This is a genomic window from Streptomyces sp. NPDC052496, from assembly GCF_040679095.1.
Taxonomy (GTDB): Bacteria; Actinomycetota; Actinomycetes; order Streptomycetales; family Streptomycetaceae; genus Streptomyces.
On sequence record NZ_JBFAUH010000022.1, the window covers coordinates 1 to 26,540 of the forward strand.

26 protein-coding genes and 1 pseudogene are annotated in these 26,540 nt (G+C 72.2%); 6 read left to right on the forward strand and 21 right to left on the reverse strand.

Annotated elements, in window-relative coordinates; genetic code table 11:
- Window positions 1–41: 41 nt before the first annotated feature.
- Complete coding sequence (locus AB0L45_RS26815) at window positions 42–1,205, reverse strand: PP2C family protein-serine/threonine phosphatase (RefSeq protein WP_365844214.1); 1,164 nt, start codon at window positions 1,203–1,205, stop codon at window positions 42–44.
- Between the two features lie 99 nt (window positions 1,206–1,304).
- Here AB0L45_RS26815 and AB0L45_RS26820 point away from each other — a divergent pair, with 99 nt between their 5' ends.
- Window positions 1,305–1,820 (forward strand): MarR family transcriptional regulator, encoded by a 516-nt coding sequence (locus AB0L45_RS26820; protein WP_365844216.1) that lies wholly within the window; start codon window positions 1,305–1,307, stop codon window positions 1,818–1,820.
- A gap of 262 nt (window positions 1,821–2,082) precedes the next feature.
- Window positions 2,083–2,415, forward strand: a complete 333-nt coding sequence (locus AB0L45_RS26825) for an STAS domain-containing protein (protein ID WP_365844499.1) — start codon at window positions 2,083–2,085, stop codon at window positions 2,413–2,415.
- Between the two features lie 30 nt (window positions 2,416–2,445).
- Here the strand turns inward: AB0L45_RS26825 and AB0L45_RS26830 are convergent, their stop codons facing one another.
- On the reverse strand, window positions 2,446–2,871 hold the full coding sequence (locus AB0L45_RS26830; protein WP_365844218.1) for an SRPBCC family protein: 426 nt from the start codon (window positions 2,869–2,871) through the stop codon (window positions 2,446–2,448).
- A 313-nt stretch (window positions 2,872–3,184) separates the two neighbouring features.
- On the opposite strand from AB0L45_RS26830, the gene AB0L45_RS26835 reads away from it, so the two are divergent.
- Entirely contained in the window at window positions 3,185–3,622 is a 438-nt protein-coding gene (locus tag AB0L45_RS26835) for an ATP-binding protein (protein WP_365844220.1), read from the forward strand.
- Here the strand turns inward: AB0L45_RS26835 and AB0L45_RS26840 are convergent.
- From AB0L45_RS26840 to AB0L45_RS26860, 5 genes are read right to left on the reverse strand one after another with little or no spacing between them, the layout of a single operon-like run.
- On the reverse strand, window positions 3,614–5,275 hold the full coding sequence (locus tag AB0L45_RS26840; protein WP_365844222.1) for a PP2C family protein-serine/threonine phosphatase: 1,662 nt from the start codon (window positions 5,273–5,275) through the stop codon (window positions 3,614–3,616). The genes AB0L45_RS26835 and AB0L45_RS26840 overlap by 9 nt on opposite strands.
- Window positions 5,272–6,300: a SpoIIE family protein phosphatase gene (locus AB0L45_RS26845; RefSeq protein WP_365844224.1), complete on the reverse strand. Its 1,029-nt coding sequence runs from the start codon at window positions 6,298–6,300 to the stop codon at window positions 5,272–5,274. The genes AB0L45_RS26840 and AB0L45_RS26845 overlap by 4 nt, the downstream gene beginning before the upstream one ends.
- A complete protein-coding gene (locus AB0L45_RS26850) occupies window positions 6,285–6,773 on the reverse strand; it encodes an ATP-binding protein (RefSeq protein ID WP_365844226.1) in 489 nt (162 codons plus the stop codon). Before AB0L45_RS26850 ends, AB0L45_RS26845 begins: the two co-directional genes overlap by 16 nt.
- On the reverse strand, window positions 6,757–7,167 hold the full coding sequence (locus tag AB0L45_RS26855) for an STAS domain-containing protein (RefSeq protein ID WP_365844228.1): 411 nt from the start codon (window positions 7,165–7,167) through the stop codon (window positions 6,757–6,759). The genes AB0L45_RS26850 and AB0L45_RS26855 overlap by 17 nt, the downstream gene beginning before the upstream one ends.
- Complete coding sequence (locus tag AB0L45_RS26860; protein WP_365844230.1) at window positions 7,164–8,048, reverse strand: STAS domain-containing protein; 885 nt, start codon at window positions 8,046–8,048, stop codon at window positions 7,164–7,166. Before AB0L45_RS26860 ends, AB0L45_RS26855 begins: the two co-directional genes overlap by 4 nt.
- A 286-nt stretch (window positions 8,049–8,334) precedes the next feature.
- Here AB0L45_RS26860 and AB0L45_RS26865 point away from each other — a divergent pair, with 286 nt between their 5' ends.
- Window positions 8,335–9,219, forward strand: a complete 885-nt coding sequence (locus AB0L45_RS26865) for an RNA polymerase sigma factor SigF (RefSeq protein ID WP_365844501.1) — start codon at window positions 8,335–8,337, stop codon at window positions 9,217–9,219.
- 176 nt (window positions 9,220–9,395) lie between these two features.
- Here AB0L45_RS26865 and narI read toward each other — a convergent pair whose 3' ends face one another.
- The 11 genes and pseudogenes from narI to AB0L45_RS26920 form a co-directional block, all read right to left on the reverse strand.
- On the reverse strand, window positions 9,396–10,097 hold the full coding sequence (gene narI, locus AB0L45_RS26870; RefSeq protein WP_365844232.1) for a respiratory nitrate reductase subunit gamma: 702 nt from the start codon (window positions 10,095–10,097) through the stop codon (window positions 9,396–9,398).
- On the reverse strand, window positions 10,094–10,708 hold the full coding sequence (gene narJ / locus AB0L45_RS26875; protein WP_365844234.1) for a nitrate reductase molybdenum cofactor assembly chaperone: 615 nt from the start codon (window positions 10,706–10,708) through the stop codon (window positions 10,094–10,096). The genes narI and narJ overlap by 4 nt, the downstream gene beginning before the upstream one ends.
- 25 nt (window positions 10,709–10,733) lie before the next feature.
- Window positions 10,734–12,335, reverse strand: coding sequence for a nitrate reductase subunit beta (narH, locus tag AB0L45_RS26880; RefSeq protein WP_365844236.1), 1,602 nt, complete (start codon window positions 12,333–12,335; stop codon window positions 10,734–10,736).
- Window positions 12,335–16,021 carry a nitrate reductase subunit alpha gene (locus tag AB0L45_RS26885; RefSeq protein ID WP_365844238.1) on the reverse strand — a complete coding sequence of 1,229 codons (3,687 nt, stop codon included), beginning with the start codon at window positions 16,019–16,021 and terminating at the stop codon, window positions 12,335–12,337. Before AB0L45_RS26885 ends, narH begins: the two co-directional genes overlap by 1 nt.
- A gap of 232 nt (window positions 16,022–16,253) precedes the next feature.
- Window positions 16,254–16,883 carry a hypothetical protein gene (locus AB0L45_RS26890; protein ID WP_365844240.1) on the reverse strand — a complete coding sequence of 210 codons (630 nt, stop codon included), beginning with the start codon at window positions 16,881–16,883 and terminating at the stop codon, window positions 16,254–16,256.
- Between the two features lie 74 nt (window positions 16,884–16,957).
- Window positions 16,958–18,184 carry an aromatic acid exporter family protein gene (locus AB0L45_RS26895; protein WP_365844242.1) on the reverse strand — a complete coding sequence of 409 codons (1,227 nt, stop codon included), beginning with the start codon at window positions 18,182–18,184 and terminating at the stop codon, window positions 16,958–16,960.
- A 146-nt stretch (window positions 18,185–18,330) separates the two neighbouring features.
- A complete protein-coding gene (locus AB0L45_RS26900) occupies window positions 18,331–18,987 on the reverse strand; it encodes an acetoacetate decarboxylase family protein (protein ID WP_365844503.1) in 657 nt (218 codons plus the stop codon).
- Window positions 18,984–19,151 (reverse strand): hypothetical protein, encoded by a 168-nt coding sequence (locus tag AB0L45_RS26905; protein WP_365844244.1) that lies wholly within the window; start codon window positions 19,149–19,151, stop codon window positions 18,984–18,986. Before AB0L45_RS26905 ends, AB0L45_RS26900 begins: the two co-directional genes overlap by 4 nt.
- A gap of 230 nt (window positions 19,152–19,381) precedes the next feature.
- Window positions 19,382–19,708 (reverse strand): hypothetical protein, encoded by a 327-nt coding sequence (locus AB0L45_RS26910; protein WP_365844246.1) that lies wholly within the window; start codon window positions 19,706–19,708, stop codon window positions 19,382–19,384.
- Between the two features lie 211 nt (window positions 19,709–19,919).
- Window positions 19,920–20,366: pseudogene (locus tag AB0L45_RS26915) on the reverse strand (aminotransferase class I/II-fold pyridoxal phosphate-dependent enzyme); the annotation flags it as partial.
- Window positions 20,367–20,601: 235 nt separating this feature from the next.
- Entirely contained in the window at window positions 20,602–21,225 is a 624-nt protein-coding gene (locus AB0L45_RS26920; RefSeq protein WP_365844248.1) for a TauD/TfdA family dioxygenase, read from the reverse strand.
- A gap of 583 nt (window positions 21,226–21,808) precedes the next feature.
- On the opposite strand from AB0L45_RS26920, the gene AB0L45_RS26925 reads away from it, so the two are divergent.
- Window positions 21,809–22,183: an STAS domain-containing protein gene (locus AB0L45_RS26925; protein ID WP_365844250.1), complete on the forward strand. Its 375-nt coding sequence runs from the start codon at window positions 21,809–21,811 to the stop codon at window positions 22,181–22,183.
- 135 nt (window positions 22,184–22,318) lie between these two features.
- Entirely contained in the window at window positions 22,319–23,230 is a 912-nt protein-coding gene (locus tag AB0L45_RS26930; RefSeq protein ID WP_365844252.1) for a DUF5995 family protein, read from the forward strand.
- Here AB0L45_RS26930 and AB0L45_RS26935 read toward each other — a convergent pair.
- The 3 genes from AB0L45_RS26935 to AB0L45_RS26945 are packed head-to-tail and all read right to left on the reverse strand — an operon-like array spanning window position 23,185 to window position 26,271.
- Window positions 23,185–23,721, reverse strand: coding sequence for a hypothetical protein (locus AB0L45_RS26935; RefSeq protein ID WP_365844254.1), 537 nt, complete (start codon window positions 23,719–23,721; stop codon window positions 23,185–23,187). The two genes, AB0L45_RS26930 and AB0L45_RS26935, sit on opposite strands and share 46 nt — an antisense overlap.
- Window positions 23,702–25,012 (reverse strand): AMP-binding protein, encoded by a 1,311-nt coding sequence (locus tag AB0L45_RS26940; RefSeq protein WP_365844256.1) that lies wholly within the window; start codon window positions 25,010–25,012, stop codon window positions 23,702–23,704. The genes AB0L45_RS26935 and AB0L45_RS26940 overlap by 20 nt, the downstream gene beginning before the upstream one ends.
- Window positions 25,003–26,271, reverse strand: coding sequence for an FAD-dependent oxidoreductase (locus tag AB0L45_RS26945; RefSeq protein WP_365844258.1), 1,269 nt, complete (start codon window positions 26,269–26,271; stop codon window positions 25,003–25,005). The genes AB0L45_RS26940 and AB0L45_RS26945 overlap by 10 nt, the downstream gene beginning before the upstream one ends.
- Window positions 26,272–26,540 lie beyond the last annotated feature (269 nt).

The window sequence follows — 26,540 nt, forward strand, 5'->3', positions numbered from 1 at the left end:
CGTGGGCGCGGCGCGCGGCCGTACCGTCAGGCCCTACCGCCTCACCGGCCCCCGCTCCCCGCCTTCCCGAACCAGTCGAGGCACAGCACCAGCGCGTCGTCCATCGACTCCGCGTCGCGGTATTCGGTCAGGTCGCGCAGGACGGCCCGGGGGACGCTCGCGGCGGGGAGCAGGCTGGTGGCGTGGATGGCGCGGGCGAGGGCGTGCTCGCCGTATTCCTCGCCGGGCGGTGAGACCGCCGCGTACACGCCGTCGCTGACGAACAGCAGCCGGTCGCCGGGGAGCACCTCGAACTCCTGGGCCACGTACTGCGTCTCCTCGAACATGCCGAGCGGCAGCTGCGGTTCCAGGGGGACGCGGTCGATGCTGCGGCCGCGGCGCCGCCACAGCTGCGGGGAGCCGGCGTCCACGACCTCGACCCGGCCGGTCGCGAGGTGGAAGCGGAGCAGCAGCGTGGAGACGTAGGAGGAGCCGCGGTACTGCCCGTAGAGGGCCTGGTCGGCGAGGGCCGCCTGGTCCGCGATGCCGATGCCGGCGCGGCGGGCGTTGCGCAGCGCGTTGACCGCGAGGTGGGAGAGGACCGACGCCTCGACGCCGGTGCCCATGCCGTTGGTGACGGCGAGGGTCAGCTCGTCCGCGTCGGCGGCCCAGTCGTAATTGTCGCCGTGGATCGCGTAGGCCGGCTCCAGCTGGGCGCCGATGGCGTACTCCTCGGCCACGCAGGCCCGCGCGGGCAGCAGCTGCCACTGCATCTCGGCGGCCAGGGTGAGCCGGGTCGTACGGCGGGCCCGCTGGTAGACGTCGGTGTCACGCTCGGCGACGAAGATCTCGTGGCCGAGCAGGTCCGCCGCGTGGGCCAGGTTATCGGCGACCCCGGGCAGATTGCGTGCGGCGGGCAGCCGGACGGTCAGGATGCCCAGGCGTTCGCCGCGGACCGTCACCGGCAGGTGGTGGTCGACGGCATTGCCCTGGTCGGCCTGTCGCTCGTGCCGTTCCTGGCTGCCGAAGGCGCGTCCCTCCGGGGTGTTGGAGATGGACAGTGCGCCCGCGGGGTCCTCGCCGAGCGAGGAGAACGGCCTGAGCACCGTACCGCCGTAGTCCGCGAGGAACAGATCCACGGAGGTGGCTCCGTAGGCCGCGGTGAGCGCTGCGCGCAGCGCGTCCACCAAGGCGTGCGGCGCCGCCGCGCGGACCGCTCTTTCCACATCACAGCTCAGGGTCACGGTCTCTCAAACATTCTTATTCCGGTGGATTTCGACATGGCCGGGCTGACGCGGGCGGCCGGAGGGTGACAGAGTGGTCGTGTGTCCCGTTTCCCCGGCCAGTCGTACCCACGCGAGCAGGTGACCGAGGCGACCCTTGCCGCTTCCGAGCTGCTGGAGGTGCTGTGGGGCCGTGGCCAGGAGACGGCACGCTCGGCGCAGGTCTCGCCGTCCCAGTTGCGGGCTCTTCTGGTGATCGAGGAACACGAGGGTACTAACCTGCGCACACTCGCCGCTGAGCTCGGCTCGCGGCCGCCCGCGGTGAGCCGGCTGTGCGACCGCCTGGAGGCCATGGGCCTGGCCGAGCGATGTCCGAGCGCGACGAGCCGGCGGGAGGTCGAGCTGCGGCTGAGCCTGCGCGGCCGGGCGTTCCTGGAGGAGTACCGGGCGGCCCGTACGGGCGAGGTGGCGGCCATCGTGGCGCGGATGGATCCGGCGCAGGTCGCCGATCTGGCGTCGGGCCTGGCCGCGTTCCGCAGGGCGGCAGCGGTGCACCGCGCGGCCAAGGGCGACCGTCCGGTCCCCGGGCGCCGCTCGCTCGACGCGGACAGCGCGTGAAGTCATGCAGGCCCCGCTTCTCGATCCGAAGTCACTCCGGGCAGAGCCGTGTTGCTCAGTGACGGGGACAAGATTGTTGCCTTTCTGCAATATTGTCAAACGGCAACAATCGCTTCTATTGTTGATCATCCGATCCGGCCGGACAGCCGTCCGTGACCGGCCACCGAACCCGTAACCGTTGAGGATCACCGTGCAGTCACCGCCGAGCCCAGACCGGCCGACGCAGGTCGTGGTGCGGGAGGGCCACCGTGCCGAGGACGCGGTGGTCGTCACCGTCACCGGCCCGCTCGACATCGACACCGTCGCACCCCTGGAGGACGCCCTCCGGGAGGCGGGCGGCAACGGGACCGGAGCGGGCGGAGGTGACACGCGGCCGGTCGTCGTCGACCTGTCCCAGGTGGACTTCGCCGACTCCACGACCGTCAATGTGCTGCTCCAGCGGCACGCCGCGCTCGGCACCCGGCTGCGCCTGGCCGCGCCCTCGCCCGGGCTGCGCCGCCTCTTCGACCTGACCGGCCTCGAAGGGGTGCTCCCGCTGTACGAGACGGTGGGCGAGGCGGCGGCAGCCGACGGTGTGGCGGGCGCGGGGAAGTAGCCGTACGGCGGGCTGCCGGGGCCGCGCGTCTCAGCCGGCCGCGGCGGTCTCCGCGAGTTTCCGGAATTCCCCGAGGTCGTAGTTGGCCAGGGTGGAGTCCAGATTCGTCAGGGCACCCAGCTGCTCCACAAAACCTTCCGGCGAGTACTCTATTTGCAGCGTGACACGGCTTGAGGTGTCACTGAGCCGGTGGAAGGTGACGACGCCCGCGTGATGGACGCCCTCCGTGGTTTTCCAGGCGATGCGGTCCTGCGGTTTCACTTCTGTGAGTTCCGCCACGAAATTCTTGTCCGCGCCCGGCAGCGAGAGCTGCCAGGCGAAATGCGTGTCGTCCAGGCGCTCGACCAGCCGCACGTGGCTCAAGAACTTCGGCCAGTTCGTGACGTCCGACCACAGTGCCCAGCTCACCGCGACGGGAGCCTTGATGTCCACACTCTCCAGCAGCGAGGACGACATGGCGTATTCCTCCTTGATCTCGTGAGCGGTGACGAGCGGACCCCCGTCCCCCCGGCCGCGTACGGCCGTATTCACGGGTGCTCCGCTTTCCCGGCCGGCCGTGTCGCCGGCCGGCCCGAGGTTGCCCTTGTACCCCGTGCCGAACGGGGTATCCGGTCCGTGGGGCAGTGCTTACGAGCGGCCCGCCGGAGCCCGTGATCAGGCCGAAGGGGAACCCTCGGTTCCCTGTACGCCGAGGTGATTGCGCCGTTGCCTGGCGGGCAAGCTGCCTACTTGTACGCCTTATGGTCCAACGGGAAACGAGGTGAGCCCGATGAGCAGCGCCACGGCCCCGCACAGGGTTTCCGCTGCGCCCTCGCTGCTGGTGACGCTGGAGAACGCCCCCGAGGCGGCAGCCGTCGCCCGGGACGCGGCCGGTGACTTCCTGAACAGCCTGGGACCGCCGCCGGGCCGGGACGCCTCCGACGCCGTCGTACTGATCGTCTCCGAGCTGGTCACCAACGCCGTCCGGCACACCCGTACCCGCACCTGCACCCTGAGCCTGGCGGCCGGGCCCGGCACCCTCACGGTGGCCGTGGCCGACGCCAGCCACCGGCCGCCGCGCGAGCGCGACCCGGACGTACGCGGCGAGGGCGGCGGCTTCGGCTGGCCGATGGTCCGCCGCCTCGCCGTCTCCACCTCCGTGGAGATCACCTCCCAGGGCAAGACCGTCACCGCCGTCGTCGCCCGGGAGGGCGAGCGCTCAGCCTGAGCGCGGCGACAGCCGGACGGCCAGGGCGAGCGTGTCGTCGGAGTGCAGGATGACGGTGTGCATGTCCTCGGCGATGGCGCCGGGGATCTCCCCGATGGGCCGGTTCCGGTGCCGCCTGGCGCTCTCCGCGAGCCGCTGCTCGCCCTCCCGGGGATCCCGACGGCTCTCGGTCAGGCCGTCCGTGTACAGGACGAGCAGGTCCCCCTCGTCCAGCTTCGCGTGCAGCAGGCGCTCGCTGCCGGGGAACGGATAGCCGACCCCGCGCCCCCTGACCTCCAGATACTCCTCCCCGCCGGCGGCCCGTACGACCAGGGCCGGAGGATGGCTGCCGTTGGCGAGCAGCAGGTCCCCGCTGACCGGGTCGATCCGCGCCAGCAGCACGGTGGCCATCAGCTCCGGGTCCAGCGGTGCGAGGATCTCGTCCGTCCGGGCCACGATGGACTTCAGCGGATGGCCCTCCAGAGCCAGCGTCCGGACGGCGTGCGTGACGTTCAGCGCACTGCGCGTACTGCGTACCCCGTGCCCGAGCGCGTCGACGACGGTGATGTGGACCGTCCCGTCCGGCAGCGTGAACCAGTCGTAGAAGTCGCCTCCGGTGGGCGCGTCGGTACCGGCCGGCGCGTAGTGCACGGCGAGTTCCAGCCCGTCCACCGCGATCGGCGGCGGGCGCAGCGCGTCCTCCAGCTCACGCAGGATGTGCCCGTGGGCCGTACGCAGCTGCTCGTCGCGCTCCTCCAGCTGCACGTAGAGCGCCAGCACCCCGCTGTTCGTCTCCGCCAGCTCGTGCGTCAGCCGGCGCTGGTCGGCGGCCAGGGAGTCCACCCGGGCCAGGGCGACCCGCAGCTCCTCCTCCAGCAGACGGTTCTCGGTGGCCGGATCGTTCGCCGGGGCGTCCCCGTGGCCGTTGGACGCGCCCGTCGGCAGGGGAGCGGTGGCATGCCCCCGCGTCCGGCCGCTGCCGCCCGTCGTCCCGCCGTCCGGCAGCCGGCCCGAGGGGATCCGGACCTCCGGTGTCCCGGCCGGGAGCGGTACGTGCCAGGTGGCCGCCTCGGGCGACACCTCGGCGGGGAGCAGCAGGGTGGCTCCGGCGGGCGGCGTGAGTACGGGGGCGGGAGTACGCAGGGTGACGGCCAGGAAACCGGACCCGGCGGGCGCGGCGGAGGCGTCGGCCGGGCCGTCCGCCGCCGGTGCGGGGCCCGAGCCGCCGGCGGCGTCCGAAGCGCCCTGGCCAGCGGTGGGCACGGTGTCCCCGCCGCCCGAGCGGGCCGCGGGGAGCCCGGCAGCGGCGGCACCGGTCCGGCCGTCCTGGCCACGGCCGTCAGGGGAAGCGGCCCCGCCGGAAGCACCGTCCGGGGAACCGGAGCCCGGCTCCCCGGCGTCCTGAAGACCGACCGCGCCGTCGGTGGTGCTGACAGGTTCCGCGCCGGACCGGCCGGAGCCACGGGGCCCAGCGTCCGAGGAGGAACGATCCGCCGCACACGTACGGGACGACTCCAGCGTGACTCCGTACCCGGCCCGTATCACCGTGTCCGCCAGCGTGCTCACGGACAGCACGAGGCGCGCGCGGGTCTCGACGGGCAGGGCGTTGGCCGCGCCCAGCCGGCGCACGGCGTGGCGCAGCGGCGGCAGCGCATGGAAGGTGTGACGTCTCACGAGAGTCTCTGGTGAAGGTTGGCGGTCAGTACGGTCGCGTCGTCCCGGCTGCGGCGGTGGCCGTGCACGAGGGCCGTGGCCAGCAGCGGCGCGGGCAGACGCACGAGGAAGGGGTCCGGGCTGTACGCCCAGCGGTGGTCGATGCCGTCGGTGTGCAACAGGGCGGTGTAACGCGGCTCCCACGGGATCTCGCGGACCAGCGGCCGCGGCATCTCCAGCCCCGCCACACCGGGCTGGCCGGTCATGCGGTTCTGGACGTCCTGCCGCGTGAGGGTCAGACACCGCACGTTGCCGATACCGCAGTACTGTGCGCGCCCGGCGTGCAGCCGCAGCAGCCCGACGGCCGCGCCCCGGCTGCGCCGCAGCGCGCGGTGCACGGTGGTCAGCAGCCCGGGCAGCGGCTGGTCCGGCACCCTGGCGAAGGTGCGCAGCGCCAGCTGCGCCGCCTCGGCGGCCTCCGGGCCGTGCCCGAGGCCGTCGACCACGATCGCGGTCAGCCCCTGCTCGGTCTCGGTGACCGCGCAGGCGTCGCCGCTGACCTCTTCCCGCTCGGCGGGCAGACAGACGGCGCCGACCGCCCGGCGGGCGGCGTCCGCGTCCTCGGGCGGCGTGAGCCGGGCGCAGGCCACGGTGCCGCCGGGCTCGTGGGTACGGACGGTGAAGCTGGTCGCTATGCGGTTGACCCCGCCGATACCGGCGCCGAGCGTCTCGGTCGTCGTGTACCCGTCGGCCAGGCAGCGCTGGAACTCCCGCATGCCCGGTCCCCGGTCAGCGGCGATGATCTCCACGCCGGTGCCCAGCGGCAGGGCCTGGACGTACAGCGCCCCGTCGACCGCGTGCTTGGCGAGGTTGCTGCCCAGTTCGGACGCGATCACCGCGGCCTGGTCGGGCAGCGCCCCCTGGAGCCCGCAGCGCTGCGCCACCGACCGCGCGGTCTGCGCGGCCAGGTGCACGGCGCTGTAGTGGTCGACGGGGATGTACGCCGTCGGATGTACGGCGAGGGGCAGGGTCAACGGTCGGCCCACCGCGTCACGGTCACCGTCGTGCCGCCGCCCTCCTGGGTACGGATCTCGAACTCGTCCATCAGGCGCTGCGCGCCGCCCAGCCCGTGCCCGAGACCCGCGCCGGTGGTGTAGCCGTCGGTGAGCGCCGCGTCGATGTCGGCGATGCCGGGGCCGGAGTCCTCGACCGTCAGCCGCAGGCCCACGGCGCCGGGCCGGGTCGGGTACTCGATCCGTATGGTTCCGCCACCTCCGTGGATGTAGGCGTTGCGGGCCAGCTCGCTGGCGGCCGTGACCACCCGTGTCTGGTCGACGATGCTGAAGCCGACCGTGAGGGTGGCGTCCCGCACCGCGTGCCGGATCGCGAGGAGGTCCTGTTCGCTGCGTACGGTGAGCACCGTGGGCTCGGTCGGCAGGCCGGCCTGTTCCCTGCTGTCACCGCTCAGCGTCGTGGTACCGGTGGCGCCGGTACCGCCGAATTCACCAAGTCCCGTCATCTAGAACCTCTCCTGAGGGACGGGGACTCTGATGCCAGCCCAGGGCCGCCATGCCGTGTTCCGTGTTCAGGGCGGTCTCCACTCCGGCCAGGCGCAGTCCCAGTTCGGCCAGGGTCATGGCCACCGGCGGACGCATGCCCGCGACGATCACCCGGGCACCCAGCAGCCGGGCCATCGTGGTCAGTTCCATCAGCGTGCGCGCCACGAAGGAGTCGATGATCTCCAGGCGGGAGATGTCGATGAGCACACCGCGGGCCCGGTCGGCCGTGATGCGGGTCGTCAGCTCCTCGGTGAAGGCGACCACCGTGGCGTCGTCCAGCTCGTTGAGCAGCCCGGTGACCAGGACGTCGCCCAGCCTGAGAATGGGCACGCCGGCCGAGGGCCGGGCCGTCATCGCTTCTCCCGCGCGCCCGTGGACGTATGGGCGGACGCCTCGTCGGTCAGCTTGACGGCGGCGGCCAGCGCGTCGGCGAGGGTGGTGCGGGTCAGGATGGTCGACAGGTCGATGCCGAGCTGGGCGATGGTCTGCGCGATGGACGGCCGGATGCCGCTGATCACACAGTCCGCGCCCATCAGCCGTACCGCGTTGACGGTCTGCATCAGGTGCTGGGCGACCGCGGTGTCCACGGTCGGCACGCCGGTGATGTCGATGATGGCGACCAGCGCCTCGTGCTCCTGGATGGCCGCCAGGAGGTTCTCCATCACCACCTGCGTACGGGTGGTGTCGAGCGTACCGATCAGTGGTACGGCCAGGACCTGGCGCCACAGCCGGACGACCGGCGTGGACACCTCCAGGAGCTGGCGGCTCTGCCGGCGGATGATCTCCTCGCGGCCTTCCACGTACGTCTCGAAGGAGAGCGCCCCGGCGCTGTCGAGCAGCCGGTTTATCAGTACGGCGGTGGTGAACAGCTCCTCGGTGTCCCGGGTCTGCCGCTGCACCGCCTCCAGGAGGGCTTCCTTGAGCGAGAGGATGGCCAGTGAGGTGACGGTCGGCATGGCGCCGTTCCGGGCTCTGCGCATGGAGAGATCGATCACAGCCTGGCGCAGCGGCCGGTCGGTGGCCACCACCCGGTTCGCCGGAACGTCACTCTCCAGGCCCCGCAGGAGGGCGCTCAGCAGCGCGTCCGCCTCCTCCCGCAGTTCGCTCTCGCTGACGATGTCGCGCATCTCGTCCTGCGCCAGCTGCAGCTGCACCCAGCGGTCGGAGACGGAGTCGGTCTCTGCGCGCAGCGCGCCGATGACACGCTCGCGTGCCGCGGCCTCGGTGGAACTCAACCCATGGTCCTTTCTTGGTGGTTGGCAGGAGCACAAGCGCGCGTCGTGTGCTGCTCGTGCGGTGTACATACAACCGCACGCGATCTTCGATTGCCGTCCGGCAAATGTTACCGAGGGCGGGCCAGGGCTTGTAGGCCGGACCACCGCGGCCCTCCCCCCCCCGTCCCTTCCCGAACGATCGTCCACCACCCTTACGAGCAACTGTTTCCCGCAGGCAAGGGTTGAACACCTAAGACTAGGGCAGGTGCACCTGACCGTACGTACTGTGAAGGGTGAAGACGTGACCATGCTTGCCGTGCAGGACAGTGCAGCGGGGACGACGACGGCCGAGCCGGCGGGGGCGGCGCCGCAGACGCCTGAGCTGCCCAAGGTCCCCGATGCGACCAAGGTGGCCCCCCGGGACGCGCGAGCGCTGTCGAAGCTGTTCCTCACCCGGCTGGCCGCCCTGGAGGAGGGGACGGCCGAGTACCAGTACGCGCGCAACACCCTCATCGAGATGAATCTCTCACTCGTGCGGTTCGCCGCCTCCCGCTTCCGCGGCCGGGGCCAGGACCAGGGGCACGCGGAGGACATCATCCAGGTCGGCACCATCGGTCTGATCAAGGCGATCGACCGGTTCGACCTCTCGCGCGAGGTGGAGTTCTCCACCTTCGCCGTTCCGTACATCGTGGGTGAGATCAAGCGTTTCTTCCGCGACTCCACCTGGGCCGTGCACGTCCCCCGCCGGGTGCAGGAGCTGCGGGTCGAGCTGTCCAGGGCGGGGGAGCGGCTCTCGGCCGACCTGGGACGCGAGCCCACCTCCGCCGAGCTGGCCGCCGATCTGAAGATCGGCGAGGACGAGGTCGTCGACGCGATCGCCGCCAGCAACGGCTACACGGCGGGTTCGCTGGACAGCACGGGCGACGGATCCGGCGCGGCCGGCGACAGCCGCGCCATCGCCGACGTCATGGGTGACGACGACCCGGCGATGGAGCTGGTCGAGAACCTGAACACGCTCGCCCCGCTCCTGCACGAGCTGGACGAACGGCGGCGCCGCATCATCGACATGCGCTTCGTCCAGGAGATGACCCAGGCTCAGATCGGTGCCGAGCTGGGCATCTCCCAGATGCACGTCTCGCGGCTGCTCGCCCGGACCCTGGAGCAGCTGCGGAAGGGGATGCTGGACCAGTAGCCGGACGCGGGCGGGCCAGGGTCACCGGCCCGCGCGGTGTGTCCGGCGGCCGGAACCGCCGTGTACGCGTCGTCACAATGGGGGTGAAAAGCCTCATTGTGCACGGTGTACCCACTGCGCACCCGCTCCGAACCGTCGTCACCGCCCTGGAGCGCTTCGGACAGACGTCCGTCCCTTCACCGGCGGACGCCGTGCCCCCGCGCCCCGCGCGACCGGTAGACGACGTACGGACGGAACACGTAACCGACGGGCGCGGTGAAGGCGTGGACGAGGCGGCTGAAGGGCCACAGCGCGAACAGCGCCATGCCCAGCAGGGCGTGGAGCTGGTGGACCAGCGGCGCGTGCGCCATCACCGGCACGTCCGGGCTGAAGGTGAACAGGGAGCGGAACCAGAGCGAGACCCCCTGACGGTAGTCGTAGGGATGATCACTCGTGGTCGTGGCGGTGGCGGCCAGCCCGGCCACCAGCGTGGCGAGGAGCAGCGGGTGCAGGACACGGTCGGTACGCAGTGAGGCGGCGCGTACCGCGGGCACCCGCAGCCGCCGGTGGACCAGCAGGGCCAGCCCCACCGTGGTGACCAGCCCGGCCACGCCGCCGACCGCGAGGGCGTTGGCGTGGTAGAGCCACTCGTGGATGTGCACGCGCTCGGTGAACGTCTCGGGGATGAGCAGACCGGTGAGGTGGCCCACGATGACGAAGAGCAGCCCGTAGTGGAACAGCGGCGAGCCGATGCGCAGCAGCGTGCTCTCGTGCAGCTGGCTGGAGCGGGTGGTGAAGCCGAAGCGGTCGTAGCGGTAGCGCCAGGCGGTGCCCGCGACGAGCAGGGTCACGACGAGGTAGGGCAGCACGCCCCACAGTGCGGTGTGCAGGTGGTTCACCGGCGGGCTCCTCGGGGCTCGGGGCCGGGAAACGGATCCAGGCCCACGGTCTCCACGGGCGGGGGCCCGGTACGGGCCAGCCGGCGGGCGGCGGCCCGGTCGGCGGGGCGCGGCCCGGGCAGGGTGCGGCAGACGGCGTCGAGGACGTCGCCGTACGGGCTGCGGTGGTCCTCCAGGGCGAGGCGCAGCAGCTCCAGGGCGGCCCGGTGCTCGTGCAGCAGACCACGGCCGGCCGTCGGGACGCGGGCGGCGAATTCCAGCATCAGGGGCAGGTGGTCGGGCAGTTCGTCCGGGGCCGGCTGCCAGCCGTCGGCGCGGTACCGCGCCTTGAGCCGGGCGAGGGCGGCGCCGCGCCGCCGGGTGTCGCCGTCGGTGTAGTACGTCAGGTGCAGGGTGCGGCGGGGGCTGCGGTCGAAGGTGGCGACGTACCGCGCGGCGAGGGCCAGCGTGGGCACGTCCTGTACGCGGGCGCAGAAGCGCAGCAGGGAGGCGGCCCGCCCGTCGGTCTCCGGCCGCAGGGCCGTGCGGACGCTCCGGAGCCGGGCGGGCCAGTCGGGTCCGGGGTAGGTGAGCAGCAGGGAAGCGGCCTGGTGGACCAGGGCGGTGTTCATGACTCTCCTCGGGGCGGCGCGGTGGTCATGCCTCTCCCCGCCGGCGGGGGAAGAGGCCGGCGGGGCGGCCGCGGCCGTTCCAGTTCAGGAGGTTCACCCGGTCCCGCAGCGAGGTGCCGGCGTGTTCGGCCGGCGGCGCCGCGGCGGGCGGGGCGTGGAAGCCCTCCGGGTCGTACATGCCCGGCGCCCCCTCGCCGTCCAGACTGCAACCGTCGTCCGTCCCGCCGGGGACACCGGCGGTGTAGCTCGTCGGGATGACGTAGCGCTCCTCGTACTTGGCCACCGCCAGCAGCCGGTACATGGCTTCCAGGGACGCGGTGGTCATACCCGCCGAGGCGGCGATCGCCGGATCCTGCTCCTCGCCGAGATTGGCGCGCCGCATGTGCGCGCGCATCGCGGCCAGCCGGCACAGGGCCGCCTCCACCGGCGCCGTGTCGCCCGCCGTGAACAGGTGGGCCAGGTACTCCTGCGGGATGCGCAGCGCGTCGATGGCGGCGAACAGCTTGGCCGGATCCTCACCGTCGTGCCCGGTCGCGGTCAGCGACTCCACCACCGGCGACAGCGGGGGCACGTACCAGACCATGGGCATCGTGCGGTACTCCGGGTGCAGCGGCAGCGCCACCCGGTACGTGCTGATCAGCGCGTACGTGGGGGAGTCGCGGGCTGCGGTGACCCAGTCGTGCGGGATGCCGGCGGCCTCGGCGGCGCGGGCGACCTCGGGGTCGGCGGGGTCGAGGAAGCAGGAGAGCTGGGCCTCGTACAGGTCCCGCTCGTCGGGGGTGGCGGCGGCCTCGCCGACCCGGTCGGCGTCGTAGAGGACGACACCGAGGTAGCGCAGCCGCCCGACGCATGTCTCGGAGCACACGGTGGGCTCGCCCGCCTCCAGGCGCGGGTAGCACAGCGTGCACTTCTCGGCCTTGCCCGTACGGTGGTTGAAGTACACCTTCTTGTACGGGCAGCCCGTCACGCACATCCGCCAGCCGCGGCAGCGGTCCTGGTCGACCAGGACGACGCCGTCCTCGATGCGCTTGTAGAGGGCCCCGGAAGGGCACACGGCCACGCACGACGGGTTGAGGCAGTGCTCACAGATCCGCGGCAGGTAGAACATGAACGCCTGCTCGTACTCCAGGCGCACCTGTTCGTTCATCTTCTTCAGCACGGGATCACCGGCGAGGTGCGCCGGCCCGCCACCGAGGTCGTCGTCCCAGTTGGGGCCGCCGGTGACGGCGGTGGGCCGGCCGTCGGTCAGGGAGCGGGGCGGCGCGGTCGGCACGTCGTCGCCGAGCGGCGCGCTGGTCAGGATGTCGTAGTCGTACGTCCACGGCTGGTAGTACGCGTCCAGCGTGGGCAGCCGGGGGTTGGCGAACAGCCGGGCCAGGCGGCGGGCCCGGCCGCCGCTGCGCGGCACGAGGCGGCCGTGCTTGCGCTGCCAGCCGCCCTGCCAGGTGTCCTGGTCCTCGTAGCCGCGCGGATAGCCCTGTCCCGGCCGGGTCTCGACGTTGTTGAACCACACGTACTCGGTGCCGGAACGGTTCGTCCAGGTCTGTTTGCAGGTGACCGAGCAGGTGTGGCACCCGATGCACTTGTCGAGGTTCATGACCATCGCGATCTGTGCCATGACGCGCATCAGTAGCTGACCTCCTGGGAGCGGCGGCGGATGGTGGTGACCGCGTCCCGCTGGTTGCCGGTGGGACCGTAGTAATTGGGGGCGAAGGACAGCTGGGCGTGGCCGCCGATGAGGTGGGTCGGCTTGATCAGCAGCCGGGTCAGCGCGTTGTGGACACCGCCGCGCCGTCCGGTGGTCTGCGACAGCGGCACGTTCACCAGCCGTTCCTGCACGTGGTACATGAACACCGTGCCGGGCGGCATCCGGTGCGAGACGACCGCCCGGGCCACGACCACACCGTTGGCGTTGACCGCCTCGATCCAGTCGTTGTCCGCCACCCCGACGGCCTCGGCGTCCGCCACGCTCAGCCAGATCACCGGACCGCCGCGGGCCAGGGTCTGCATCAGCAGGTTCTCCTGGTACTCGGAGTGGATGGACCACTTGGAGTGCGGCGTCACGTAGCGCACCGTCACCGAGCGCCCCTCGGACGCCCCGGACCGCGGCAGTTCGCCGAGCGCGGCCAGGTCCAGCGGCGGCCGGTAGACGGGCAGCTGCTCGCCGAACTCGGCGATCCACTCGTGGTCGAGGTAGAAGTGCTGGCGGCCGGTGAGCGTGTGCCAGGGCTTGCGGTGCTCGGTGTTGACGGTGAACGGCGCGTACCGGCGCTCGGGGCCCTCCTTGCCCGACCACTCGAAGCTCGCCGACACCTGCACCGGGCGGGCCTGGGTGTCGGAGAAGACGATGCGCCGCTCGGCGACCGAGGCGGCCAGCTCCGCCAGGCCGCTGTCCGCCCCGCAGCGGTCGGCGAGCGCGCGGAAGCCCTCGGCGGCCAGCCGGCCGTTGGTGGTGCCGGAGAGGGCGAGGATCGCCTCGCACAGCTTCACGTCCGTGTCGAGCAGCGGACGGCCGCGCGCCGCGCCGCCCGCCGCCGTACCGCAGCGCTTGCCGAGCCAGTCCTCCTCCGGGCCGGCCTGGACGGTGACGCCCTTGACGGTCATGCCCTGCTCCCGCGGCAGCGGGCCGAGGGCCGCCAGCCGGTCGGCGAGCGCGGTGTAGTCCCGCTCCACGAGCGTGTACCGCGGCGCCGTCGGCCCCGGCGGCGGCGCCTCTCCGGCTGCCGTGTCGTGCTGGAGGGCGGTGGCCACCAGGTCACAGGCGCCGTCCAGGCGACCGGCGGCCAGCCGGCTCACCTCCCGGGCCAGCCCGTGGAAGATCTCGAAGTCGGTACGGGCCTGCCAGGGCGGGCTGATCGCGGGCGAGAAGGCGTGCACGTACGGGTGCATGTCCGTGCTGGACAGGTCGTGCTTCTCGTACCAGGTCGCGGCCGGCAGCACGAGATCGGCGAACAAGGTGGTGGACGTCATACGGAAGTCCAGCGCCAGCAGCAGGTCGAGCTTGCCGCGCGGCGCCTCCGCACGCCAGGTCACGTCCCGCGGACGCGTCTCCGGAGGCACTTCCTCGGCGCTCGCGTTGTCGTCCGCGCCCAGCAGGTGGCCCAGGAAGTACTCGTTGCCCTTGGCCGAGGAGCCGATCAGGTTGGCCCGCCACACCGTCAGCACCCGTGGCCAGTTGGCCGGCGCGTCCGGGTCCTCGCAGGCGAAACCGAGCCGGCCGGCGGCCAGCTCGTCCGCGACCCACCGGCCGGGCTCCGCTTCCGCGCCCTCCTGGCGGACGCGCCGGCCCAGGTCCAGCGGGTTGGCGTCGAAGGTGGGGTACGACGGCATCCAGCCCCGGCGGGCCGAGCGGGCCACCAGGTCGGCGGTGTGCTGCCCGGCGAACAGGCCCCGGCCGGCCGGGGAGACGAGCGCGTCGGCCGGGGCCCGGTCGTGCCGCCACTGGCCGGTGTGCAGGTACCAGTACGGCGTACCGGCCATCTGCCGCGACGGACGGACCCAGTCGGCGGCCGTGGACAGCTGCTGCCAGCCCGCGTACGGGCGCACCTTCTCCTGGCCCACGTAATGCGCCCAGCCACCGCCGTTGACGCCCTGACACCCCGTGAGCAGCAACAGGGACAGAAAGGACCGGTAGATCGTGTCCGAATGGAACCAGTGGTTGGTGCCCGCGCCCATCACGATCATGCAGCGGCCCCGGGTCTGCTCCGCCGTGCGCGCGAACTCCCGCGCCGCCCGCACCGCGGCCCGCGCCGGCACCGAGGTGAGGGTCTCCTGCCAGGCCGGGGTGCACGGCACGGCCGCGTCCTCGTACGAGCCGGGCCACTGCCCGCCCAGACCGGCACGCCCCACCCCGTACTGGGCCAGCAGCAGATCGAAGACCGTGGTCACCAGCCGCCCGCCGACCCGCAGCGTCGGCACCTCCCGCTCCAGCGTGCCCCGTTCCTGGTCGAAGCGCGGCAGCACCACCCGCGCGGGGACCGCGTCCGGCCGCCCGTACAGGCTCAGCTGCGGATCGACCTCCCCCAGATCCAGGTTCCAGCGCCCCGCGCCGCCCGCGCGCCAGCGGTCGCCCAGCGTCCCGCCCGGCGCGACCGCGTCACCGGTGACCGCGTCGACGAGGACGGGCATCCACCGCCGGGCCTCGGCGTCGGCCTCCGCGGCGAGCCCGGTGTCCTGTGCCGTGACGAACGGTCCCGGCACCACCCGGGCCGCACCGCCGTCGCCGCCCGCCCCGTGCTCCTCCAGTCCGACGAGGAACGGCAGATCGGTGAAGCGCTTCACATAGTCCGTGAAGTACGGCACCTGCCGGTCCACGAAGCACTCGTGCAGGATCACGTGGCCCATCGCCATGGCCAGCGCCCCGTCCGTGCCCGGATGCGGGTGCAGCCACTCGTCGGCGAACTTCGTCGCGTCCGCGTAATCGGGGGAGACCACCACGACCTTCTGGCCCCGGTAGCGGGCCTCCGCCATCCAGTGCGCGTCCGGCGTACGGGTCACCGGTACGTTGGAACCCCACAGCATCAGGTACGCCGCGTCCCACCAGTCGCCCGACTCCGGAACGTCGGTCTGGTCGCCGAAGACCTGCGGCGAGGCGATCGGCAGGTCCGCGTACCAGTCGTAGAACGAGAGCATCGGCGCGCCGATCAGCGACATGAACCGGGCGCCGACCGCGTGCGAGGCCATCGACATCGCCGGGATCGGCGAGAACCCCGCGATCCGGTCCGGACCGTGCGCCAGCAGGGTGTGCACATGGGCGGCGGCCGCGATCTCCAGCGCCTCCTCCCAGCCCACCCGCACCAGCCCGCCCTTGCCGCGCGCCCGCTGGTAGCGCCGCCGCCGGTCCGGATCCCCGGTGACCTCCGCCCAGGCCGCCACCGGATCCCCGAGCCGGTCCCGCGCCTCCCGGTACATCTCCACCAGCACCCCGCGCGCATACGGGTGGCGTACCCGGGTGGGCGAGTAGGTGTACCAGGAGAAGGAAGCGCCGCGCGGGCAGCCCCGGGGCTCGTACTCCGGGCGGTCCGGACCCGTCGTCGGATAGTCCGTCGCCTGCGTCTCCCATGTGATGAGCCCGTCCTTGACATACACCTGCCACGAACAGGACCCCGTGCAATTCACTCCGTGGGTGGAACGCACCACCTTGTCATGGGCCCACCGCTCCCGGTAGGGCGCGTCATTCACGCTCTGATCCGTACGGTAGACCGCCCGCCCGTCCGCCGAAACCGGCGCCCGGGTCAGCAGCCGGCCGGCCGCCATGAGCCGCTCGGCCGCGTCCGCCGCAGCACGTTCCACCTTCGCCCTGCCACGCCACATACGAGGGCTCCTCCTGGGGCCGGGTGGCGGACTCGCTCGGCACGCCACTCCACGAAACGACCCTCAGATTCCTCCCGTCATGGGCGGACGCGGCATCACTTTTACGCCAGTTGGCAAGGTCGGGAAGTTATTTTCCCGCTGCTTTGCCGTGATTGCCCACGGAATAGCCGGACGACACGTTCGAGTGTTCGAAAGGAAGGCGAAGAGCGAAGAAAGGGAACGCGGCCCCCGGTTACGGCCGCTGCCCCTGAGCCGCTCCGGGGACCGCCCATCCGTCAGCACCCGGGGCTTCCATGTCACCGCTGTCCAGGGCCGCCACGTAATGGATGCGCTCCGGCCACCGGCCCGCCGGCACCGCGTAGGTGACCTTGCCGCGTGTGCATTCGCCGGCCCTGACCTGCGTTTCGACGGGGAAAGCGGGCTGCGGGAAAGCGTCGCCCACCCCCTCGGACGGCGACACGTCCGCACCGTCGTCGTACAGAAGATGCCAGTCGGATCCGGCCGCGGACACACTCCCGGATTCCGCGCACATCTCGACGTCGAGGACGGCCCGTACGGAACCGGCTTTCCCATCTCCCCCGAACTCCGATTCCCGGCCGGCCGACGAACCGCCGCCCGGGACCGGCTGTCGGTAACCGAGGACCTTTACCGTGCCGTGCCCGGAGCCGTCCTTACGCTGCCACACCATCGGACGGCCGAAAGAGAGGAGCCGGGGAGAGGCCGCCGCGTCCGACGGCGTGGCGGTCGCCTTCTTCGCGGGCACGCCGTCGGCGGGTGGCGGGGACGGGGCGGGGGTACGGGAACTGCAAGCGCTGACGGCGGTTATGAGCAGCACGGGTAACAGCAGGCTGGATCTGCGCATGACTCCTCCGGGAGTGGTGATCGGTATGAGACGCGTACGTCATCTTCACACCCCGGCTACCGCCGCACCGGCGGTCAGAGTTTCCCGTTCCGTTCCCGCGTCCGGGTGACGCGCAGGCGGCCCCGGAGTTTGTCCACGGGGCGGTACTTCTCGCGCTGTTCGCGGGACTCCCGGTCCAGTTCCTCGACCAGCCGCTGGGTGCGCTTCTCCACGTCCAGCTCGTCCAGGATGCGGTCGATCTCGGCCAGCAGCGCTCCGTGCAGCTGCCACTGGCGCGGGTGCTCCCGTACTCCGTCGAGGAGCAGGTGGGCGACGACATCACGGCTGGCGCGGCCCGCGGCGAGTTCTCTGGTGAGGCGCTCTTCCGCCTCCTCCGCGTTGGCGCCGACCTGTGTGGTGATGAGGACGGCGAAACTCTCGACCGCGCGGGCCATGTGCCGCAGGACCTCGTGCAGCGCGGCGCCGATGTGCGGGGCGAAGAGCGGTTCGTCGGTCCGGGCCTTGGCCAGGTCGGTCAGCGTGCGGCACAGCGTACGGAGGACCACCGCGGAGATTTCGAGGGTGTCCAGGCCGGTGCGCAGGACGACGCGGAAGAGCAGGCCCTCCTTGACGCGGGGGTTGAGCCGCAGACTGTCCTCCGCCTGCCGGAGGGCGGCGTCCACCTGCACGATGTCGTGGTCCAGCCGCCGCGCCTCGTGCAGCCGGGCCGCGGCCTCCGGTACGGGAGTGTGGCCGCGCACCTCGTCTCCGAGGCACACCAGCATCCGCCCCATGCGCCGCGCCAGCTCCTCGATGGCCTCGCCGGCGGGCTGCACCCACACCGGCGGCACGAACAGGACATTGAACAGCAGCCCCACGCCGGCGCCGATCAGCGTTTCCAGCACCCGGTCCCAGGCGGTCTCGGCCACCCGGGTCACGCCGAGCACCAGCATGGCGCTGATCGCCACCTCGGGGACGAACTCACCGGCCCGTACGAACCGGCCGATCACCAGCGAGGCAAGGATGATCAGGCCCAGGCTCCACCAGGTCAGGCCCACCAGGGCGCTGAACCCGATCGCGATCAGGACGCCGACCACCACGGCGTTCACCCGCCGCATGCCGGTGGTGATGGTCGCGTACAGGGTGACCTGTACGACCAGCAGCGCGGTGAGCGGTGCGGTCAGCGGTGCCGGTTCGCTGCTCATGAGCAGGGCGACGACGTAGGAGAGCACGGCGGCCACGGTCGACCGGACGGTCTGCACGACCACCGGCTCCCGGCGGCGCCGGATGAAATTCAGCCAAGGGTCAGTAACTACAGCCACTTCTGGCTTCTTCCCCCTCTTTCGCCCCACAGGCATCTCTGTACGAGAGGTCACCGGTCTGTACGCCCGGAATCTGTACGCCTGGGATCTGTACGCCTGGGAGCGGTGTCGGCGTCACGGGGGACGGCGGAGGAGGCTGGGGCGGCTCAGGTCGTCGGCGGCACCGGATGCAGTGCCGGGGCGGGCATGAGCATGGTGAATGACGCGGCGCTGAGGCCGGCCCGGGCGCGGTCGCGGCGGAGCGCGGGCAGCCTCGCCGGCCACTCCTCCACCCGTACCGAAGCCGCTCCCGGGCGGGCCGCGAACCGCGCGGTGAGGACCGTCCGCGCACCGTCGAGCGTCCCGAAGCCGGTCATCGGCAGCGGAATCCGGGGAAGTGACGGGCCCTTGGCCGACAGGCGCAGGACGGCGACGAGCCCCTGTCCGTCGGTCACGCGGACCCGTGGCCCCTCCCAGCGGAACTCCGCCAGCTGCTTGGGCACGCCCCAGATGCGGCGGCCGCCCCGCAGCGAGCGCTCGTCGTCGACCCAGATCCAGTGCACGTACACACCGGCCCGCAGCCCGCGGCGGGCGAGCGTGCCGACGATCAGTTCGTCATAGCTGAGTGTCCCCGCGCGGTACCGGATCACGAAAACGGTCAGGGAACGGACCGGCAGGGGAGACAGGTCCGGGGGCGGGGCCGGGGGTGACTCCGTGGCGAAGAGACCACCCCACAGGTGGCCTGTCAGGTGCCAGGGCGGCGGCGGGTACGGGCCTGACGGCCGGTACGGGCCCGGCGCCGCGCCGGAGCCGGCCGACGTCAGCCCTTGTCCCCTCCCGGCTCGTCCTCGCGCTCCCCTTCCGCCTGGGACGGGGTGGAGCGCGGTGCCTCCTCGCGCCCGCGCCCGCGCGCGTCGGCGCGCCGTTCCGCGGTGCGCGGTTCGTCGTCCCGCTCGCCCTCCGCCTGCGAGGGTGTCTGATCGCTCATGTGCCGTGCCTCCGGGGGTGCGACGTGACCGCTGTGGGCCGACGTGCTGATCGACGGACGTGTACGGCGGCCGTCTCCCCGGCCGGCCGGCACGGGAACGCCCGACGGCTGTCCGCGGTCCGCCGGGTACCCGTACCGATCATCCGTAAACCCGCGCATTCCGTCCGCGGCAGGGAGCGCCGGAACGCCCCGGCGGATCCGCTCGGGCGGATCCGCCTGGCTCCCGCGGGTCAGCCCTTCGACGCCACCGCCGCCAGCCGCTCGACGCCGGCGGCGAACTCGTCCGGCTGGAAGGACTGGAACGGCAGCCGCAGGAAGACCCTGCCCTCCGGCGGGGCCGCGTCACCCGGGTAGAACCCCGAACCCCGGGTCAGCTTCAGGCCCCCGGCCGCCGCGGCCTTCAGGAAGGTGGCCTCGTCCGTGGCGACGGGCAGGTGCACGCTCACGTAGTAGCCGCCGTTCGGTACGGCGAGCAGCGCGTCCTCGCCCAGCAGTTCGCGTACGGCCTTGACCGCGCCGTCGTGTCGGGGGCCGAGCAGTTCGCAGGTCCGCGCCACGTTCTCCTGGGCCAGACCCGCTTCCAGGGCCTGCGTGGCGACCGCCTGGAGCAGCGGGGCGGGCGAGAGGTAGGTCCCTCGGCGAGCGCGGCCAGGGAACCGAGCGTGGCGGGCTCGCCGATGACGTGACCGACCCGCAGTCCCGCGGGCTGAGGATCTTGCTCAGCGACCCCATCGTGAGCACCCGCCCGGCAGGCGCCAGCTCGAAGAACCCGGTGGGCGCCGTACCGCCGTACCGCAACTCCCGGTAGGGGATGTCCTCCAGGATCAGGAAGTCGTGGGTCTCGGCGAGCCGCACGAGGCGGCGGCGCTCGGCCTCGCTCATGGTGACGCCACTCGGGTTCTGGAAGTCCGGGATGACGTAGACGAGCGCGGGCACGCGGGTGGCCAGGCGCGTCTCCAGGGCGTCCAGGTCGAGGCCGTCGTGCTGGAGGGTGATGCCGGAGACCCGCCCGCCGTGCCGCTCGAAGATCTGCACCGCGCGGTCGTAGGTGGGCGCCTCCACGTACACGTCCTCGCGGTCGCCTGCCAGGAGATGCGCGGCGAGCAGGTCCAGCGCCTGGAGGCAGCCGTTGGTGACGAATATCTGGTCAGCGCCGGCCGAGTGGAAGGCCGCGAGCTGCTCCCGCAGCGCCGCGTCCCCCGTGTGGTTGCCGATCGGCGCCTACTGGAACAGCCGGCCCTCGCTGTCCCGCAGGACGGCGGCGGTGTGCTCGGCGAGCTGCCGCGAGGGGATCGCTTCCTGCGGAGGGATGCCGCGCGAGAAGTGGAACATCGTGGATCTCCGTTCTCGGAAAGTCGTGACTGCACGGGCAGGGCGGTTCCAGGAGCGGACGGCCGCACGGGGCGGCCGCGCTCGGCGGGGTGCCGCGATCACGCGGGGAGGGCAGGGCTCAGATCATGCCCTGGATGTCCTCCAGCGTCGGGACGACGCGCTGACGGGGCATCATGTGCTGCGTCCAGCCGGGGACGGAGCGTACGGAGTAGGAGCGGGGCAGCCAGCGGTCCCGGCCGTCATAGCGCGGGACGAACGCGCCGCGGCCGTGCGCCGCCACGTGGTTGTCGACCACGACCAGGTCGCCGGGCTTCAGCACGACGTTGTGGCAGACCGCCTCCAGGGCCTCGGCCAGGGCCTTCAGCGTCGCGGTCGCCTCGGCGCCGGCGGCGTGCGTGGTGTGCGAGTTGAAGCGCATGAACGGCCGGTCGTACGGTCCGAAGACCGCGGGGTGCGGGCCGGAGCGCGGCACCGGGCCGCTCCTGCCCCGGGTGAAGGACGCCGGGTAGGAGCTGTGGAACTGCGGGGTACGCAGGACGGCCACTTGCTCCTCGGACAGGTGCCGGACGGCCTCGCGCACCGAGGCGACACGGGTGGCCGCGACGCCCTCGTGGTCCTGGCGCAGGCACAGCAGCCCCAGGTAGTCGGGGCGCAACGGGTGGTGGACGTTCTCGGTGTGGAAGTCGAAGGCCACCGATCCGCTGTTCTCGATGCGCTGCTCCTCACCCGGCACGGCGTGCACGCAGGAGGAATCCCGAGTCGGCACCGCCCTCGGCGAATTCCAGCACTTGCCCGTACATGGAGTGGTTGGGAAGGTATGCCGGATTTATTCAATGCAGAGGTTGTAGAGGACATGTGAGGATCCTGTGATGGGCGCCGGAACTGCGGCAAGGGCGTCCGGCGGGGCGCTGCACGGTTCCGTCTCACCCACTGGGCACCATCGATGCGGCCGAGTTGGGGCCTCTGATTCACGCCACCCCGAGCGCATCACTTTTGGGCAGGACGTGAACAATCGGCCATTCAGGATGACCAGAAGCAGGCTCTGACCGGCCTTCAGCGCGAACCGGCCGCCCGCGGCCCGCACCGGATGCGGCGTTATGCTCAGCCGTGAGGGGTTGATCGGCTTCCTCCCCGCCCGTACCGGCGTGACGGCGTGCCGGCCGTCGTGGAGGAGGCGCCGCCGCCCTCCTCGACACCCTGCCCCAGGGCGCCGGTGACGACGTCGTACCGCCGGCCCGGTCCGCTCCCGCGGCCGGTGCCACGGTGGACGGCGGCACTGTCACGCCCCCATATCGCCCCTCCGGGCGGACGCCGGAGAACCGACCGTGAACGACACCTTCCGCCTGACCACCCGGCGCGCCGACGGCGACCTCGCCCTGGCCGCCCTCGCCGGCGACCTGGACCTGACCACCGCCTCCACCCTGCGCGCCGAAGCCCTGGACCTCATCGGACGGGGCCACCGCCACCTGGTCCTGGACCTGGAGGCCGTCGCCTTCTGCGACTCCTCCGGCTTCAACGCCCTGGTGGCGATCTGGCACAGCGCCAAGGAGGCCGGTGGCAGCCTCAGCCTGGCCGCCGTCTCCGGCCGGCTCGCCCGGCTGCTGAACATCACCGGCCTGGACACCCTGCTGCCGGCCTACCCCACCACGGCCGAAGCCCTCGCCGCGCACTGCCAGGGAGGCGGCACGGCCACCGCGTGAGCCGCCCCGGCGGCCGGCCGTCCCTGCCCGCTGACCGTCCCGCCCCTCCGGTCCGCCGTGACCTCCGCCGAGTTGAGTCGTTCAGTGGACGGGGGAATTGCACCGGAGCGCTGACCTGAAGGCGGGGCGGGGACCATGGCACGTACGCGTGGCGCATTCTTCAAGGTGTCCGCTGGAGTGGTGGCCGGGGCGGCGCTTCTGACCGGCGGGCCGGCTGCCGCCGTACCGGCACCGCGCAACGACACCCGACGCCTTTCCTGCGAAGGACCGGCGGTCACCTGCGTACGTGAAGCCCGCCGGACCCTGACCCGGGTACGTGACGAACTGGGCTGCGACCACCGCGCCCCCTTTCCCGTGATCTACGTCCATCTCGAACGCACCCTGGAAACGGCCGCAGCGAAACCGGATTCCTTCGACGAGCCCGACTGGCTGGCCGGAGATCTGAACACCGGATTCGTCAATCTGTATCTGGACGCGTATCACGCGGACCGGAAAGGGCGACCCGTTCCCCAGGCGTGGAAGACCGCTTTCGAGGCCGCCCGCACCGGCGAGGTGAACGCGGGCCAGGACGTCCTCCTCGGCGCCAACGCGCACATTCAGCGGGACATGCCCTACGTGCTGGCGGCTCTCGGGCTCACCCGCCCCGGCGGGGCGTCACGCAACGCCGATTACCGCCGTTTCCAGGCCGTTCTGGACCGGGCCTACGCACCCGCCGTCCAGGAGATCGCCCGCCGTTTCGACCCGGTGGTCGCCCTGGCCGACGCCCGGTGGAACCCCATCGCCGGTTACACCGCCGGCCGCCTTTTCCGAATGTGGCGGGAACAGGCGTGGGTCCATGCCCAGCAGCTCACCGCGGCCACCACCCCCGCCGCCCGGCGCGAGACCGAGCGGCGTATCGAGACGAACGCGGCCCGCTGGGCGCGGCTGCTGAACACCGTGCACGTACCCGGATACCGCGCGATGCGCGACACGTACTGCCGGACACATGCCCGTCCGAGGGGTCACGCCACTCCCACGACGGCCGGGTTGAAGCGTTCCGCGACATAGACCGGATAGCGGTCCGGGCTCCGGATCACGTATTCCTTGAAGGCGCACCGGCCGAAGTGCGGCGCCTCGGGCGTGTGCGCGACGCCGCACCGCAGCAGTTCGCGGTGGAGCGCGCGGCGCTCCTCACGCAGCCGCATCCCGAGGGGTGTGGGATCCGTCGGCGGCGGCAACTGGCCCGTCGCGGCCACCGCGGAGACGACACGGTTGCGGCTGACCGGCCGCCCTACGGGGTCGACCAGTTCGGACAGCCGCTCCAGGAGCCGGGGCATCCGCTCCGCCGCGAGGGCTCGGCGGATCGCGGGCGGCACCGCCGCCGTGTCCACCACCCGCTGGTCGACGACCCGTACCCGCAGGGGTACGTCGAGCAGCGCTTCCAGCATGACCGTCGTCGCGCCGTCCCCGGTCAGGAGGATGCGGGTGGCGGAAGGGAGCGCGGCCAGACCGTACCCGGCAGCGTCAGTGCCGGCGGCGTCAGTAGTAGAGGAGACCACGGGACCAGTCCTCGTCGGGGCCGAACAGGCTGCGGGGCTTGAGCACGTCGCCGGGTGCGGTCAGCACCTCGCGGGGCATCAGCGTGCCCGGCGGCACGGAGGTCACCGCGCAGTCCACGCCCAGGCGCGCCCGTACGGCGTCGGCCAGTTCGGCGCGGGCGGCCGCAGCGTACGCGTCCGCCACCTCCACCTCGGCGACGAGCCGCCGCGCCTCGGCCCGCGCGCGCCAGAACAGCACGCCGTACGCGGCGGGCAGGCGGAACACCAGCTCCTCCAGCTCGATCTGGGAGACGCGCCGCCCGGCGACCGTGAACGCCTGCGTCGCGCGGCCCGCGAGCTGGATGACGGGGAGCCAGCTGCCGCAGGGGCACGGCTCGTGGCTCAGGTGGACCTGGTCCTCCAGGTTGTACCGGAGCAGCGGCATGGCCTCGCGGTACAGCGGGGTGATGACGAGATCACCCGTACCGTCCGGAGAGAACTGCCCGGTGGCGGGGTCGAGGACCTCGGGTACGACGCGGTCGGCGTAGAAGTGCCGCCGGCCGAAGCGGCAGGCGGAGGCGAGCGGCCCGACCTCGGTGGCGCCGTAGTCCTCGACCACGGACGCGCCCCACAGCTCGCCCAGCCGCTCGCGGCGCGCATCGCTCAGCGGCTCGCCGCAGACCAGGAGCGCCCGCAGGCGCGGGAAGTCGGTGCAGGGGTCCAGCCCCGCGGCGCGGGCCGCCGCGGCCCAGATGAGCGGCTCGGTGGGGTTGGACCAGGTCAGGGTGGTACCGAGGTCGTGCAGCAGCCGGACGACACGGGCGTACGGGGTGGCGAAGCTGCGGCTGTCGGCGGGGATCACGGTCGCGCCCCGCATCCGGGCGCCGAAGTGCCCGATGTGCCCGGCCAGCACCATGGCGTACGGGATGCGCACCAGCAGGGTGTCGGCGGCGCCGATGCGGACCGGCATGCGGTTGAAGCGCTCGCCGACGTCCACCCAGTCGTCCTCGGTGCAGAACGAGGACGTCGCCCGGCCCGAACTCCCGCTGGACTCGTGGTAGGTGGCGACCCGCTCCCTCGGCACCGCCAGCATGCCGAAGGGATAGGCGGCGCGCAGATCGTCCTTGGTGGTCACCGGCACGTCGGCCAGGCTGCCGGGCATCGTCCCGCCCTGCTGGAGGCGGAACCGGTCGCGGTAGAAGGGGGAGTTCGCGGCCTGGCGCAGGGCCGTGCCGATACGTTCCCGCTGGAGCGCGTGGAGCTCCTCGAAGCCACTCCACTTCCGGGCTGCGGCCGGTCGCGTCAGAGCCATGATGCTGTCTGCCTCTCCTGTGATCCTGAGCGGTTGCCAGTGGGTGGGGGAGGGGGCGCGGGTACGGGAGTGAGTGCGGTGGGCCGCCCGTCGTCCAGCAGGGAGAGCGGCATGGCGGAGCGGAGCGCTTCGGTCCGGGAGCGGCGCAGCTCCTCGTCGGCCGCCGTCCGGCGCAGCGGGACGAGGGCTTCTTCGAGGCGCGCGGGGTCACGGGAGTCGAAGACGAGACGCTTCAGGCCGGTCGCCACCGGTGAGAACCGCGTGGCGAACGCCTCGCGGCTGACCTGGGCGTAACGGTCCAGCACGGCCTCATGGCACCGCCCGAGCAGGACGGCGGCCAGCGCCTCGCCCAGCGGGAAGGCGTCGTGCAGCCCGGCCGTCAGGCCCATGCCGCCGGTCGGGTTGGTGACGTGGGCCGCGTCGCCCGCGAGCAGGACCCGGCCCACGCGGAAGCGCGCGGCGGCCCGCTGGTGCGCGCGGTACGGGGCGTACGCGACGAGTTCGTGCTTCTCCGGCCCGGGCAGAGTGCGCGCGAAAAAGGCCGCCAGCCGTTGCGGCAGCGTTTCTTCCGGGAGGGCCGCGTCCTCCGTCCAGGCCACCCGCCACAGGTTTCCGGAGTCGATACGCACGACGATCGCGCCGTCGTCCGGGTCGATGACGAAATTCGCGTCGGCGTAACCGTGCGCCGCGAAGTCGTACCGGATGTCCGTGGCGACAAAGCGCTCCGGCCAGGTGAACCCCTCGAATTCGACACCGAGTGCTTTCCGTACGGTACTGCGGGCACCGTCCGCACCCACGGCCCAGGGCACTTCGAGCTGTTGGCGGCGCTCTCCGTGCCGGTATCCGACGTGGACCGACGCGCCGTTCTGCCGCACCGTGTCGACCGCGCAGCCGAACCTCACCTCGACGCCCGGGAAACGCAGCAGCCGGCCGAGGAGGATGCGGCTGAGTACGTCCTGCCGCAGGATCAGGTGGTACGCGGGGGCGGCCCCGGTAGGGGAATCCGGCAGGGAATGCCGGATGCGCTCGCCGGTGCGGCGCACCACGAAGTCGCGTGCGCGCAGCGGCATTCCCGCGCGCACGACGGCGTCGAGCACCTGGAGCCGCGCGAACCCCTCCAGCGTGTGGCTCTGGTGGACCAGGGCGCGGGAGGACGCGGCGATGTCCGGAGCACTTTCCAGGACCGTCACCCCGATGCCCGCGACCGCCAGCCCCAGGGCGGTGGTGAGCCCGACCGGCCCCGCTCCCACGACACACACGTCCGGACTTCTCGACCCGGATGACATAGGCATTCCTCCTGCCGTGCCGGGTGGCACGGACCATCGGTACGGGCATGAATGCGGCCGCCGTGCAGCGAGAACGCGCCAACTCGGCGCGGGTGCGGGGAGGGCGGAATTCCACCCGGTCCGCGCGCGGCCGTCGGAATGTCCGGAGTGCGGCCGACCGGCCGGCTCCCCGCGGCACACGGCAGCAAGAGGATCAACGAGCACAAGAAACCTACGGGGCGTTCCGCGGTAATCCAAGGTTC

Excerpts from the sequence above, each read along its gene's own strand:
- AB0L45_RS26830 (WP_365844218.1), bottom strand. The coding sequence starts at position 2,871 with ATGTCGTCCTCGCTGCTGGAGAGTGTGGACATCAAGGCTCCCGTCGCG.
- AB0L45_RS26835 (WP_365844220.1), top strand. The coding sequence starts at position 3,185 with ATGAGCAGCGCCACGGCCCCGCACAGGGTTTCCGCTGCGCCCTCGCTG.
- AB0L45_RS26850 (WP_365844226.1), bottom strand. The coding sequence starts at position 6,773 with ATGACGGGACTTGGTGAATTCGGCGGTACCGGCGCCACCGGTACCACG.
- AB0L45_RS26855 (WP_365844228.1), bottom strand. The coding sequence starts at position 7,167 with ATGACGGCCCGGCCCTCGGCCGGCGTGCCCATTCTCAGGCTGGGCGAC.
- AB0L45_RS26865 (WP_365844501.1), top strand. The coding sequence starts at position 8,335 with ATGCTTGCCGTGCAGGACAGTGCAGCGGGGACGACGACGGCCGAGCCG.
- narJ (WP_365844234.1), bottom strand. The coding sequence starts at position 10,708 with ATGAACACCGCCCTGGTCCACCAGGCCGCTTCCCTGCTGCTCACCTAC.
- narH (WP_365844236.1), bottom strand. The coding sequence starts at position 12,335 with ATGCGCGTCATGGCACAGATCGCGATGGTCATGAACCTCGACAAGTGC.
- AB0L45_RS26885 (WP_365844238.1), bottom strand. The coding sequence starts at position 16,021 with ATGTGGCGTGGCAGGGCGAAGGTGGAACGTGCTGCGGCGGACGCGGCC.
- AB0L45_RS26890 (WP_365844240.1), bottom strand. The coding sequence starts at position 16,883 with ATGCGCAGATCCAGCCTGCTGTTACCCGTGCTGCTCATAACCGCCGTC.
- AB0L45_RS26905 (WP_365844244.1), bottom strand. The coding sequence starts at position 19,151 with ATGAGCGATCAGACACCCTCGCAGGCGGAGGGCGAGCGGGACGACGAA.
- AB0L45_RS26930 (WP_365844252.1), top strand. The coding sequence starts at position 22,319 with ATGGCACGTACGCGTGGCGCATTCTTCAAGGTGTCCGCTGGAGTGGTG.
- AB0L45_RS26940 (WP_365844256.1), bottom strand. The coding sequence starts at position 25,012 with ATGGCTCTGACGCGACCGGCCGCAGCCCGGAAGTGGAGTGGCTTCGAG.